We start from the raw sequence: 13,324 nt of genomic DNA on the forward strand, positions 1-13,324 counted from the left end.
CCGCGGGCGCTCGGGCGCTCGGGCGTTCAGGCGCTCGGGCGTTCAGGCACGCAGTCGGCGGCCGCGCTTGGCGGGCGCGGGCGCGGTGCCCCTGCCGCCGCCGGCCTCGGCGGCCCGGGCCTCGGCCTGCAGGGCTTCGGCCTGCTGGGCGAGCCGGGTCTCGCAGTGGTCGAGCCAGCGGATCTCGGCTTCGGTCTGGAAGATCAGCTGGTCGAGGACGAGCAGCCAGGCGAGGTCGTTGCTCGCGGAGGGCACCACGCCGGGGCGTGACTCCCCCGCCAGGGCGCGGCCCTTGAGCCGGGTGTAGTCCTGCAGCGCCTTGATGCTGTGTCGGCGCTGGCCCTGGACGACCGCGGAGACGTCCACGCCGGGGACGGTGACGGCCATGGCGAGCTTGATGGCCAGTTCGTCGCGCGGCGGGTTGGTCCGGGGCACCGGGGTGTCGAACCAGGCCCGCAGCTCGGTGCGGCCGGCGTCGGTGACGGCGTAGAACTGGTGGCCGTCCTCGTCCTCCCCCGCGGGCTCGACCAGGCCGTCGCGCTCCAGCCGGGACAGCGTGGTGTAGACCTGCCCGACGTTGAGGGGCCAGGTGGCGCCGGTGCGCGCCTCGAACTCGGTGCGCAGCTGGTAGCCGTAGCGCGGGCCCTGGTCGAGCAGGGCGAGCAGACCGTGACGGATGGACATACCGAGTATGTATACCCGGTATGCCCCACCGCCTCAAGCCGCGCCTCTCCAGCCGCACGCCGCAAGCCGCGCCCTTTCCAGTCGCCCCCGTCAAGCCGGCACCCCCTCAGCCGCGCCCCCTCCCCCCCGGCGACCGGGTACCGTCGTGCGGTGTGAGCCAGTTGCGCATCGCCACCTTCAACCTCCTGCACGGTCAGCCGCTCGCCCCGGACGGCGCGCCACGGCCCTACCCGCCCGACCCCGGCGCCCCGCTGGCCCGGGCGGTGGCCGAGCTGGACGCGGACGTGCTGGCGCTCCAGGAGGTCGACCGGGGCCAGGCCCGCTCCGGCGGCACCGACCAGGCCGCGGTGGCCGCCGCGGCGATGGGCGCCAAGGACTGGCGCTTCGCCGCCGCCCTGCACGGGCGCCCGGCCCCGGTGGCCGGCTGGCTGCAGGAGCCGGACGGGCCGAACGGCCTGCGGGTGTACGGGCCCGGCGAGGTGGACGACGACGCCCCGCCCTCGTACGGGACGGCCCTGCTGACCAGGCTTCCGGTACGGCACTGGCGGGCCCGACGGTTCGCCCCGGCACCGTTCGGCCTGCCCCTGCGGGTGGCCGGTCGACGCGGACTGACCCCGGTGCCGGACGAGCCACGGGCGGCGCTGGCGGCGGTGCTGGAGGGCGATCGCGGGCCGTTCACCGTGGTGGCGGCGCACCTGTCCTTCGTGCCGGGCTGGAACATGGCGCAGCTCGCGGGCATCCGGCGGTGGATCGCCGACCTGCCGCAGCCGTACCTGGTGCTGGGCGACTTCAACCTGGTCGGCGCGGTGCCGCGCACGGTGCTCGGCGGGGCGACGGTGCTGGAGCGCACCGCGCCGCGGGCCCGGGTGCGGGAGCTGCGGGCGGCCCGGCGGGCACGGCCGCAGCTGACCGAGCCGCGCCGGCGGCGGGTGCGCGAGCCCCGGGCGCGGCTGCAGGGCTGGTACGACCTGGCGCGCACGCCGACCTACCCCTCGCACCGGCCGGCGGTGCAGTTCGACCACGTGCTGGCGATCGGTGTGCCGCGCACGGCGGTCGGCCCGGCGGCGGCGCCGCGCACGGAGGTCTCGGACCACCGGCCGCTGCTGGTCGAGGTCTCGCTCTAGAAGGTCAGTGGCGGGTCAGGACCCCGGCCTGCTGCGGGAGTTGGAGGATGCTGGCGGGTGGGGGGTCGTACTGCAGGAGCAGCATCGCCGCGTCGTCGCCGAGCTGGCGTCCGACGTGGCGCACCACGTCCTCGTGCAGACGCTGCAGGACGTCGGCGGGGTGGCCGTCGGCACAGCGCGGGAAGCGTTCGGCGAGCGGGTAGAAGGTGCCGGCGCGGTCGCGGGCCTCGATCACTCCGTCGGTGAAGAGCAGCACGCGGTCGCCGCCGAGCAGCGGCACCCGGTGCACCGGCGGGCGGACGTCGGCCGGGTCGAGGACGCCCAACGGCGGTACGGTCTCGGCGAGTTCGAGCGCCGCGACCTGGCTTCCGCGCAGCAGCAGCGGGGCGGGGTGGCCGCAGTTGACGATCTCGGCGGAACCGTCGGGCCGGACGCCGATCAGCACCAGGGTGACGAACTCCTCCTCCACGCCGGGGTGGTCGTTCTCGTGCAGGGCGCGGTCCAGGCTGACGGCCAGCCAGCCGGCCACCCGGTCCAGTGCGGGCTCCTGGTGGGCGGCCTCGCGGAATGCGCCGAGCACGGCGGCGGCCGTCTCGACCGCGCCGAGGCCCTTGCCGCGCACGTCCCCGACCACGGCCCGCACGCCGTGCCGGGTGTTGACCACCTCGTAGAGGTCGCCGCCGATCCGGGCGTGCGCGGCGGCGGCCTCGTAGTGGACGGCGGCCCGGACGGTGCCGACCCGTTCGGGGACGGGGCGCAGCAGCACCCGGCGGGCGATCGAGGCGACCAGCTGGGCGTCGGCCAGCGCCCGTTCCTGGCGCAGCCTCAGGGTGGCGCTGACCCAGCCGATGGTGGCGACCAGCAGGATCGCGATGACGCTGGCGGCGTGCACGGACTCGTGGAGCGCGTCGCTGCGGAAGGCCATCAGGAAGGCCGCCGCCTCGGTGCACAGGCCGATGACGAACGGGTACCAGGTGCGGCGGCTGACCACGGCGGCCAGCGCGGGTACGGCGGTGAGGGCGGGTTCGACCGTCACCTCGGTGCCGCTGAGGTAGTCGAGGACGACGATCAGCGCCATGCCGAGGAAGGGCAGCGCGAGCGCCGTCCTCGGCCAGGTGCCGGTCGCGCCGGAAGCGGGCGCCGGGGCCGGCCCGGTGAACCGCTCTCTGATCCATCCGGTCGCGCTCAACTTCGGACTCTCCAGCAGAAGACGCCGATGCCCGGGGGCACCTGCGGTGATGACTGAGGGTTAGGGAATGCGGGCCTCGCTGGCGGCCGGAGTACGGGAGTTGACCGGTTACCGACCCCACAATAGGCGCGAAACGTGCGTGACACACAGGTTTCGGGCACTGGCGTGACGACTTGGATGCACTGCGTGACTCATTAGTCACTGTTCCCGATCAGGAGCCGTTCCAACTCTTTTCGGTCGGGAAGTCCTGCCGGACGCTCGATCCGCCCGCTGCGGACGTACAGGAACGAAGCCGTGACCAGCTCGGGGTCGACCTCCATCTGCTCGGCCCAGGCCAGTCGGTAGACCGCGAGCTGCAGCGGATCCGCGGTCTCCTCGCGGTGGGTCTTCCAGTCCACCACTTCGTAGCGTGACGCACCACCGGATCCCGACAACCGGTCACCGTCCCGGTAGACCGCGTCGATCCGCCCGCGCACCACCCGCCCCGCCAGCACCAGCTGGAACGGCGCCTCGACCCGGTAGGGCTTGCGCTGCGCGTACGGGGTGCGCAGGAACGCCTCCTTGAGCCGCTCCAGGTCCTGCTCGTCCTCGATGCCGTCGTCGTCGGCACCGGGCAGCGCACCGGGCTCGACCAGCAGCAGCGGCTCGATCCGGGACTGCACCCAGGCGTGGAAGCGGGTGCCGCGCCGGGCGGCGGGCTGCGGGGGCCGCGGCATCGGACGGGCCAGGTCGTGCGCGAAGCCGTCCGGGTCGGCGGCCAGCCGCAGCAGCTGGGTCGCGGACAGCGCCGCGGGCAGCGGCACCTCCCGCACGGTGCGCCGGGACCGCTCCAACTCGCCCAGCAGCGCGGTCAGGTCACGGTCCCAGGAGGCCACCTGCCGCTGGTCCTCGGGGGCCATCTCCTCGGGGTCGGGAGCAGCAGCACCCGCGATCCTCGCGTTCACCACCTCGGCGACCCGGCGGCGGGCGTGCTGCGCGGCCGGATCCAGCGGCAGCGGCCAGGGGTGCTCGACGGGCGCGGCCAGTGCCGGGTTCTCGGCGCCCTTCTCGGGCTGCGCGGCCCAGTGCTCGACCTCGCCGGCCCCGGGCTCCTCGCAGTGCTCGCGCAGCGCCTCCAGGAAGGCGGACGGCCCGCGGACGGTCTTCTGGCTCGGCCCCCACCAGTGCCCGGAGGCCAGCAGCAGCGAACGCGGGCGGGTGAACGCCACGTAGCCCAGGCGCAGTTCCTCGGTGCCGGAGTGCTCGGCCAGCTCCTTCTTGAAGGCCGTCATCGTCTTGCTGTTCCACCCGCCGCGCACGTCGGGCAGGGTCGCCGCGTCGCCGCGCAGGGCGTGCGGAAGCACGCGCTTGGCGCTGGTCCAGCGTTCGCGCGGGGTGGCGGAGGGGAACGCGCCCCGCACCAGGCCGGGGACGGCCACCACGTCCCACTCCAGGCCCTTGGACTTGTGAGCGGTGAGGACCTTCACGGTGTCCTCGCCTCCGGGCAGGCTGCTGTCCAGGCCGCGCTCGTACTCCTGGGCGGCGCGCAGGAAGCCGAGGAAGGCGGCGAGGCCCGGATCGCCGTCGAGGTCGGCGAAGGAGGCGGCGACGTCCAGGAAGGCGTGCAGGGTCTCCCGGCGGCGGGCGGCCAGCGCCTGCGGGGAGGCGGCGAGTTCGACCTCCAGGCCGGTGGCGGTCAGCACCCGGTGCAGCACGTCCATCAGCGGGTCGGCGAGCGAGCGGCGCAGCTCGCGCAGCTCCTGGGCCAGGCGGGCGAAGCGCACCCGGGCCTCGGCGGAGAACGGCAGCTCGTCCGGCTGGTCGCTGTCCAGGAAGGTCTCCACCGCGTCGGCCAGCGAGACCACCTCGGTCGGGTCGGCCTCGGCGACGGCCGCGGCCAGCGCCTCGACGCCCTCGGGCCGCTCGGTGCGGACGAGTTCGGCGGCCCGCCGGCCGAGCAGGGCGAGGTCGCGCGGGCCGATCCGCCAGCGCGGGCCGATCAGCAGGCGCACCAGCGCGGCGTTGGCCGTCGGGTCCTGCAGCACCTCGCAGACCGCCACCAGGTCGGCCACCTCGGGCAACTGCAGCAGCCCGCCCAGGCCCACCACCTCGACCGGCACCTCGCGGGCGACCAGCGCCGCATGGATGTCCGGGAAGGCGGCGCCGCCGCGGCACAGCACGGCGATCCGGCCGGGCGCGGTGCCGGTGCGCACCAGGTGGGCGATCGAGTCGGCGAGCCAGTCGACCTCCTCGGCGTGGGTGGGCAGCAGGGCGGTGCGCACGAAGCCGTCCTGCTCGGCGCCGGGGGCCGGGCGCAGCGCCTCGACGCCCTCGTGCATCGCGCGCAGCGGCGCGGCGAGGGTGTTGGCGAAGGCGAGCAGGCGCCCGCCGCTGCGGCGGTTCTCGCTGAGCGCGTAGCGGTCGGCGGGGCGGCCGTCGGCCTTGGGGAAGTGCCGGGGGAACTCGTCGAGGTTGGCGACGGAGGCGCCGCGCCAGCCGTAGATCGCCTGGCAGGGGTCGCCGACGGCGGTCACCGGGTGGCCGCTCCCCCGGCCGTCCGGGCCCCCGCCGTCCGGACCGGCGCCGAACAGGCCGGCCAGCATCAGCCGCTGGGCGACGGAAGTGTCCTGGTACTCGTCCAGCAGGACGACCCGGAACTGGCAGCGCAGCAGTTCGCCGACCTCGGGGCGCTGCTGGGCGAGGCGGGCGGCGGCGGCTATCTGGTCGCCGAAGTCCATCAGCCCGGCGGACTGCTTGCGGCGGCGGTAGTCCTCGACCAGGCGCAGCAGCTCCTGCCGGGCGCGGGCGGTGGCCGGGACGGCCCGCAGGTCGTCGTTGGTCAGCTTGACGGTGGCGAGGGTGTCCAGCAGCTGCTCGTCGAAGTCGCGCAGGGCCTGCGGCTCGACCAGGTGCTCGGCGAGTTCGCCGTCCAGGGCGGTGAGGTCGGCGACCAGGTTGGCGAAGGTGCCGGTGAGCGCGGGAAACGGTCCGCGGGCGGTGCGCAGCACCTTGGCGGCGAGCTGGAAGCGGGTGGCGTCGGCGAGCAGCCGGACGTCCGGTTCGATGCCGATCCGCAGGCCGTGTTCCTTGAGGAGGCGGCCGGCGAAGGCGTGGTAGGTGGAGATCTCCGGGTCGCCGAGCGGTTCGACGGCGTCCCGGTCGGCGACGCCGGCCCGGAGCAGGGCGGTGCGGACGCGTTCGGAGAGCTCGGCGGCGGCCTTGTTGGTGAAGGTGAGGCCCAGCACCTCCTCGGGCCGTACCGCGCCGGAGCCGACCAGCCAGACCACCCGGGCGGCCATCACGGTGGTCTTGCCGGAGCCGGCGCCGGCCACGATCACGGCCGGTTCCAGCGGGGCTCCGATGGCCGCCATCTGCTCCCGGTTGAACGGGATCCCCAGCAGCTCCTTGAGCTGGTCGGGATGGCTGAGCACGGCGGTCACCCCGCAACCGTAACGGTCGCAGCCGACACTCCGGACGCCCGGCCGGGGTGACCCTGGCTACTCGGCAGCTACTCCGCCGGCTGCGCCCCGAGCCGAAGGGGCGCGCCATCAAAGCAGCTGCGCCCCGTCCCGCTGCGCCGAACAGCTGCGGCGGAAGGTGCAGCGGTCGCAGCCGCCGCCGGTCTGCGGGACGAAGCGTTCGGCGAGGACCTTCCCGGCGGCCTCGGCGAGCAGGTTCTCGATCCAGGGCTCGCCCTCCGGCGGCTCCTGCCGCTGGATCTTGGGGGCGTCCTGGGCGGCCTTGGCGGAGGGCTCGCGCAGGTGGACGAGTTCGGCGCCGCCGGTGTCCGGGGGGTGCTCGGTGAAGCCGGGCAGCTGGTTGAGGGCGCCGGCCCGGACGGCGAGCTGGTAGACGGCGAGCTGTTTGTGCTCGGGCAGCGACTTGTCGGTGGGGATCTGCTTGCCGGTCTTGAAGTCGACCACGTAGGCGCGCCCGGCGGCGTCCTTCTCGACCCGGTCCATCGAGCCGCGGATGCGCACCGAGACGCCGCCGACGTCGAGGGTGACGTCGAAGCCGTGCTCGGTGGCGACGACGTCCCGGCCGCGTTCGAGGACGTGCCAGTTGAGGAAGCGTTCCAGGGCGGCGCGGGCCTCGGTCTTCTCCTGGTGGGACTTCCAGGGCGCGTCGAAGGCGAGCGCGTCCCAGACGGTGTCCAGGCGTTCCATGAGGACGGCGAGGTCGGCGGGGGTGCGGCCGGAGCCGACCTCGTCGGCGAGGGCGTGCACCACGTTGCCGAAGCCCTGGGCGGCGGAGCCGGCGCCGCGCGCCTTGACCTCCTTGTCCAGGAACCACTGCAGCGAGCAGTTCTCCAGCTGTTCCAGGCCGCTGCCGGACAGCCGCACCGGCAGCTCGGCGTCGCGCAGCGGTTCGGGGGCGGCGGTCGGGTCGTCCAGGCCCCACCAGCGGGCGGGGTGGGCGGCGGGCACCAGCGGCAGCCCTTCCTCGTCGGTGGCGGCGGCGAGGGTGGCGAGCCGTTCGGCCGCGGCGCGGCGCAGTTCGGGCGAGCGGGCGGGGTCGACGGTGACGGCCCGCAGTTCGGCGACGAGCGCGGCGACGGACAGCGGGCGGCGCGGGCGGTGGGTGACGTCCTCGACGGTGACCGGCGGGGTGCGGCGCACCACCTTGCCGGTGCGCGGGTCGACGTCCTCGCGGTAGAGCTCGCGCAGGAAGCGGGAGGGTTCGTCGCCGTCGTCGGCGGGGGCCTTGACGGCGGTGACGACCAGCCGTTCCCTGGCACGGGTCGCGGCGACGTAGAAGAGGCGGCGTTCCTCGCCGAGCAGGGCGGCCGGGGAGAGCGGTTCGGCGAGGCCGTCGCGGCCTATCCGGTCGGCTTCCAGCAGGGAGCCGCGGCGGCGCAGGTCGGGCCAGAGGCCGTCCTGGACGCCGGCGACGACGACCAGGCGCCATTCCAGGCCCTTGGAGCGGTGGGCGGTCATCAGCCGGACGGCTTCGGGGCGTACGGCCCGGACGGTGAGGGTGTCGGCGGCGATGTCCTGGGCTTCGAGTTCTGCGAGCAGGTCGAGGGCGCTGCGGTGGCCGGTGACCTGCTCCTCGGCGCGGGCGGCGGTCTCGAACAGGGCGCACAGCGCGTCCAGGTCGCGGTCGGCGTTGCGGCCGGCGGCGCCGCCGCGCAGGGCGGCCCGCTCCAGGCGCTCGCGCCAGCGGCGGCTGCCGTCCCACAGTTCCCAGAGCGCGTCCTCGGCGGTGCAGCCGCCGGCCAGCATCTCGCGGACCTTGCGCAGCAGGGTGCCGAGGTCGCGGGCGCGGCGGGCGTGTGCGGGGTCGAGGGCGACGAGGCGTTCGGGTTCGGCGAGGGCTTCGCGGATCAGCTCGCCGGCCGGGCGCGGGGCGGCGGCGGGACGGCCGTCGGCGCGCAGGGCGGCGCGTTCCTCCTCGCGCAGGGCGCGGCCCAGGCGTCGCAGGTCGGAGCCGTCGAGGCCGCCGAGCGGGCCGGTGAGCAGGGCGTGCGCCCGTTCGGTGGTGAGCGGGTCCGGGGTGTCGGCGCCGGCCATCGAGGCGGTGTCCTCGTCGCCGGGGTCGCCCTGCCGGTCGAGGGCGTTCTGCCGGGCGGCCTGCTCGGCGCAGACCCGCAGGGCGAGCAGCAGGTGGGCGACGGCCGGCTCCTCGCGCAGCGGCAGGTCGTCGCCGTCGATCTCCAGGGGGACGCCGGCGGCGCCGAGCGCCCGCCGGACGCCGGGGATGGAGCGGGCGCCGGCCCGGACGAGGACGGCCATCTCGCCCCAGGGCACGCCGTCCTCCAGGTGGGCGCGGCGCAGCAGGTCGGCGATCGAGTCGAGTTCGGCGCCGGGCGTCGGGTAGGTGTACACCTCGACCCGGCCGCCCTCGCGGGAGGGCAGCAGGGCGCGGTGCTGGGCGAGTTTGTCGGCGGGCAGGCGGCCCATCGGCATCCGCCGGGCGATCTCCCGGGAGGCGGCGAGCAGGAGGGCGCCGGAGCGGCGGGAGACGCGCAGCACCTTGACCTCGGCGGGGCTGCCGTCGGCCCGGCGGAAGGTCTGCGGGAAGTCGAGGATGCCGTTGATGTCGGCGCCGCGGAAGGCGTAGATCGACTGGTCGGGGTCGCCGACCGCGACGAGGTCGCGTCCGCCGCCGGCGAGCCGGCGCAGCAGCCGGACCTGGGAGGGGTCGGTGTCCTGGTACTCGTCGACGAAGACGACGTCGTAGCGCCCGCGCAGTTCCTCCTCGACGTCGGGGCGCTCGGCGAGCAGGACGGCGCGGTGGACGAGTTCGGCGTAGTCGAGGACGCCACGCAGGTCGAGCACGTCGAGGTAGTCGGCCAGGAAGTGCGCGGCGGCGGCCCAGTCGGGGCGCTGGACGCCCTGGGCGAAGCGTTCCAGTTCGGCCTCGCCGAGGCCGAGCTCGCGGCTGCGGGCGAGGACGGCGCGGACCTCGTCGGCGAAGCCGCGGGTGGTGAGGCAGGCCCGCAGGTCCAGCGGCCAGGGGATCCGGGAGCTGCCGAGGCGGGCGTCCTCGGCGCCGCCGGCGAGCAGTTCGCGGACCATGACGTCCTGCTCGGGGCCGGAGAGCAGTCGCAGCGGCTCGGCGTAGTCCTGCGGGTCCTGGTGGGCGCGAAGCAGGGCGTAGCAGAAGGAGTGGAAGGTGGTGGCCTGCGGGGCGGCGGCGGTGCTGCGGAGCCGGCCGGCCATCCGGTCGCGCAGTTCCGTCGCGGCCTTGCGGCTGAAGGTGAGGACGAGGATCCGCTCGGGGTCGGTGCCGTCGGCGATGCGCCGGGCGACGGCCTCGACCAGGGTGGTGGTCTTTCCGGTGCCCGGCCCGGCGAGGACCAGCAGCGGGCCTCCGGTGTGCTCGACCACGGCGCGCTGATAGGCGTCCAGCACCGGTGGATCGGGCTGGACGAGCGGGTTGCGCACGAGCCGGTAGGGGGAACTCACGGACGGTCCTGGGGTCGAACGGTGGAACGGGGGGCACGGCGGGGGCGGGCCCGCCGGGGCCCGCCCCCATCGAGCCTACGATCCTCCCCTGTCAATCCCGTCCGTGCGGACCTTTCTCGGGAATCGGCTCCCTCAGGAATCAGCGACCTCAGGAATCAGCGACCTCAGGAATCGGCGGCCTCAGGGACCGGCTCCCCGTCCCAGCGGGCCCGCCTGAGGTCGACCCGGGGCGGGTCGGCGAGTTCGCGCAGCGGGGTGCCCTCCTCGCCGTAGTGGGCGAGGGCGCGCTGTTCGTGGCCCGGCAGGAAGCGGCCGTCCGCGCGGATGACCCGCCACCAGGGCACCGAGCCGCCGTACAGTGCCATCACCCGGCCGACCTGCCGGGGCCCGCCCTGGCCGAGGTACTCGGCGACGTCGCCGTAGGTCATCACCCGGCCGGGTGGAATCCGCTCGGTCAGGTCGAGCACCAGTTCGGCGAAGGGCGGTAGGGCGTCCGGGAGGCCGTCGTCTGTTACGTCCGTCACCTGCGGCATTCTTCCCTACAGGGGCGCACCCGCGGCTCCGGGCGAACGAACCGCCGCGCCCGATCCGCCCCCTGTCCAGCACGGGGGGTCGGGGCATGCCACCATCTTCGGGGCGGTGAGTGGTGATACGAGGACAAGACCAGATGACCGGGACGGCTGACGTGGGCGTGGACAAGGACTCCGACGAGTCCGCTGCCGCCGTGCCCCCGGCGCCGGACGGCGGAGCCGAAGGCCGGCCCGAACCGGCGCCGGCGCCGGAAGTCTCCCTGATCAAGGACCGGACGATCAAGACCCCCGCGCCCGCGCAGCCCGAACGGCCCACCCGGCCCGAGCCCCCGGCCGAGCCGCCGAAGGCCGCCGTCCCGGCACCGGCCGGCGCCCCGGAGCCACCGCCCGACCACCTGGACCCGCTGGACGACGCCCCGCACCTGGACGTCGACGAGCCGCTGCTCGCCGCCCGCGCGCACCGCCCGTCCGACCTGATCCGCTTCCTGGCCGGCGTCTTCGGGATCGTCGCCGTCTTCGTCCTGGCCGGCATCGCCACCTCGACCACCACCGGCATCGAGCAGGACATCGCCACCAACGCGCCGCACTTCTCCGCGGTGCTCTCCACCATCACCGGCCTGGTCTCCAGCGTCGCGGTGCTCGCCGTGCCGCTGGCCTTCGCCGTCGAGCGGCTGATCAAACGCGACGGCCTGCGGGTCGCCGACGGCGTGCTCGCCTCGGTGCTCGCGTACGGCGTCTCGCTCGGCATCGACTGGTGGGTGGCCGAAGGCGCCTCCGAACACATCCGGGACGCGCTGACCAGACTGCCGCTGGACAGCAACGGCACCCTCACCGACCCGGTGCACGGCTACCTCGCGCCGGTGATCGCCTACATGACCGCCGTCGGCATGTCGAGCAGACCGCGCTGGCGGGTCGCCCTGTGGGTGGTGGTGGTCTTCAGCGGGGTCACCGAGCTGCTCGGCGGCTACACCACCCCGCTGTCGCTGATGCTCACCGTGCTGATCGGCTGGTCCGTCGCCTACGGCACGCTGTACGCGATCGGCTCCCCGAACATCCGGCCCACCGGCAAGCACCTGATGATCGGCCTGCGCAAGGTCGGCTTCACCCCGGACGGCGCCCACCGCGCCCCCGACGCCCCCGGCGGCACCCGCCGCTACTACGTCACCCAGCAGGCCGGCCCGCCGCTGGACGTCCACATCATCGACCGCGAGCAGCAGGCCTCCGGCTTCTTCTACCGGGCCTGGCGGCGGCTGCGGCTGCGCTCGGTCGCGGTGCGCCGCAGCCCGCAGTCGCTGCGCCAGGCGCTGGAGCAGGAGGCCCTGATCGCGTACGCGGCGGCCGCCTCGGGCGCCCACGCGCCGCAGCTGGTCGCCACCTCCGAGCTCGGCCCGGACGCCGCGATCCTGGTGTACGAGAACGTCGAGGGCCGCACCCTGGACGAGCTCGCCGACGAGGAGGTCACCGACCAGGTGATGGCCTCGCTCTGGCAGTCGGTGGCCGCCCTGCACGAGCGCCGGATCGCCCACCGGCGGCTGACCGGCGAGTCGCTGCTGGTGGTGGACGCGAAGAGCGGCTGCCTGGTCAACCTCTCCGGCGGCGACATCGCCGCCACCGACCTCACCCTGCGCATCGACGTCGCCCAGCTGCTCACCACCTTCGCGCTGCGGATCGGCCCGGAGCGGGCCGTCGCCGCCGCCAACGCGGTGCTCGGCGCCGACCGGGTGGCGCAGGCCTTGCCGCTGCTCCAGCCGGTCGGGATGAGCCGCTCCACCAGGATCGACCTCGCCAAGCTCGCCAAGGAGCGCAAGGCCGCCGCCCGGGCCAGGGCGCTGGCGCAGGTCGCGGCCGGCGAGCGCACCCAGCAGCAGGCCGAGGAGGACATCGCGGCGGCCGGCGAGGACCTGCTGAGCCGCATCCGCGGCCAGATCCTGCAGATCGCCCCCGAGGCGCCGATGGAGCCCGCCAAGCTGGAACGGCTGAAGCCGAAGACGCTGATCATGGTGATCGCGCTCACCTTCGCCGCCTACCTGGCCCTGACCACCATCAAGCCGGCCCAGCTCAAGCTCTCCCAGATGAACTGGGCCTGGGCGGCGGCCGCCCTGCTGGCGGCCGCGTTCAGCTACGTCGCCGCCGCGATGAGCCTGACCGGCTTCGTGCCCGAGCGGCTGCCGTTCCGGCGCACCGTCGCCGCCCAGCTGGCCGGGTCCTTCGTCAAGCTGGTCGCCCCCGCCGCGATCGGCGGCATCGCACTCAACACCCGCTACCTGCAGAAGGCCGGCATCCGCTCCGGGCAGGCGGTGGCCTCGGTGGGCGCCTCGCAGCTGGCCGGCCTGGCCGGGCACCTGCTGCTGCTGTTCAGCTTCGGCCTGATCACCGGCAGCCAGACCAACGGCGACCTCTCCGCCTCCCGCGCGGTGATCATCGGGGTGCTGACGGCGGCCGTGCTCGCCCTGGTGGTGGCGGCCGTCGCACCGCTGCGCCGGTTCGTGCTGGGCCGGCTGCGCTCGCTGTTCTTCGGCGTGGTGCCGCGGATGCTCGACCTGATGCAGACGCCCAGCAAGCTGGTCACCGGCTTCGGCGGCATCCTGCTGCTGACCCTGTCCTTCACCGCGTGCCTGGACTTCTCGGTGCAGGCCTTCGGCGGCGACGTCAGCTTCTCGGCGGTCGCGGTGGTCTTCCTGACCGCCAACGCGGCCGGCTCGGCGATCCCCACCCCGGGCGGCATCGGCCCGGTCGAGGTCGCCCTGATCGGCGCCCTGACCGTCGCGGACGTGTCCCCGGCGGTGGCCACCCCGGCGGTGTTCCTCTACCGGGCGCTCACCTTCTGGCTGCCCGTCCTGCCGGGCTGGATCGCCTACAACGTGCTGCAGCGCAGGCACGCGCTCTGACCGGACGGACGCGCGCCGA

General features: G+C 74.9%; 7 protein-coding genes. 2 read left to right on the forward strand and 5 right to left on the reverse strand.

The features are described from left to right. Nucleotides 1-42: 42 nt before the first annotated feature. The gene (locus tag BX285_RS01790) at nt 43-684 is read right to left on the reverse strand and encodes a PadR family transcriptional regulator (protein WP_121174282.1); all 642 of its coding nucleotides are present in this window, start codon (nt 682-684) and stop codon (nt 43-45) included. 152 nt (nt 685-836) lie between these two features. Here BX285_RS01790 and BX285_RS01795 point away from each other — a divergent pair, with 152 nt between their 5' ends. After that, nucleotides 837-1,808, forward strand: coding sequence for an endonuclease/exonuclease/phosphatase family protein (locus BX285_RS01795; protein ID WP_121174283.1), 972 nt, complete (start codon nt 837-839; stop codon nt 1,806-1,808). A gap of 4 nt (nt 1,809-1,812) precedes the next feature. Here the strand turns inward: BX285_RS01795 and BX285_RS01800 are convergent, their stop codons facing one another. From BX285_RS01800 to BX285_RS01815, 4 genes are all read right to left on the reverse strand, one after another. Continuing rightward, on the reverse strand, nt 1,813-2,997 hold the full coding sequence (locus BX285_RS01800; RefSeq protein ID WP_121174284.1) for a PP2C family protein-serine/threonine phosphatase: 1,185 nt from the start codon (nt 2,995-2,997) through the stop codon (nt 1,813-1,815). A gap of 194 nt (nt 2,998-3,191) precedes the next feature. Then, a complete protein-coding gene (locus BX285_RS01805; RefSeq protein ID WP_121174285.1) occupies nt 3,192-6,416 on the reverse strand; it encodes an ATP-dependent DNA helicase in 3,225 nt (1,074 codons plus the stop codon). Between the two features lie 108 nt (nt 6,417-6,524). Further along, on the reverse strand, nt 6,525-9,887 hold the full coding sequence (locus BX285_RS01810) for an ATP-dependent DNA helicase (RefSeq protein ID WP_121174286.1): 3,363 nt from the start codon (nt 9,885-9,887) through the stop codon (nt 6,525-6,527). A gap of 164 nt (nt 9,888-10,051) precedes the next feature. After that, complete coding sequence (locus tag BX285_RS01815; RefSeq protein ID WP_121174287.1) at nt 10,052-10,420, reverse strand: MGMT family protein; 369 nt, start codon at nt 10,418-10,420, stop codon at nt 10,052-10,054. Nucleotides 10,421-10,554: 134 nt separating this feature from the next. Here BX285_RS01815 and BX285_RS01820 point away from each other — a divergent pair, with 134 nt between their 5' ends. Then, complete coding sequence (locus BX285_RS01820) at nt 10,555-13,305, forward strand: lysylphosphatidylglycerol synthase transmembrane domain-containing protein (RefSeq protein WP_097236351.1); 2,751 nt, start codon at nt 10,555-10,557, stop codon at nt 13,303-13,305. Nucleotides 13,306-13,324: the final 19 nt, after the last annotated feature.

Source organism: Streptomyces sp. 1114.5 (genome assembly GCF_003635085.1).
Taxonomy (GTDB): domain Bacteria; phylum Actinomycetota; class Actinomycetes; order Streptomycetales; family Streptomycetaceae; genus Kitasatospora.

Bases quoted from the DNA above. Each gene is read 5' to 3' on its own strand.
- BX285_RS01820 (WP_097236351.1), top strand. From the start codon at position 10,555: ATGACCGGGACGGCTGACGTGGGCGTGGACAAGGACTCCGACGAGTCC.
- BX285_RS01790 (WP_121174282.1), bottom strand. From the start codon at position 684: ATGTCCATCCGTCACGGTCTGCTCGCCCTGCTCGACCAGGGCCCGCGC.
- BX285_RS01815 (WP_121174287.1), bottom strand. From the start codon at position 10,420: ATGCCGCAGGTGACGGACGTAACAGACGACGGCCTCCCGGACGCCCTA.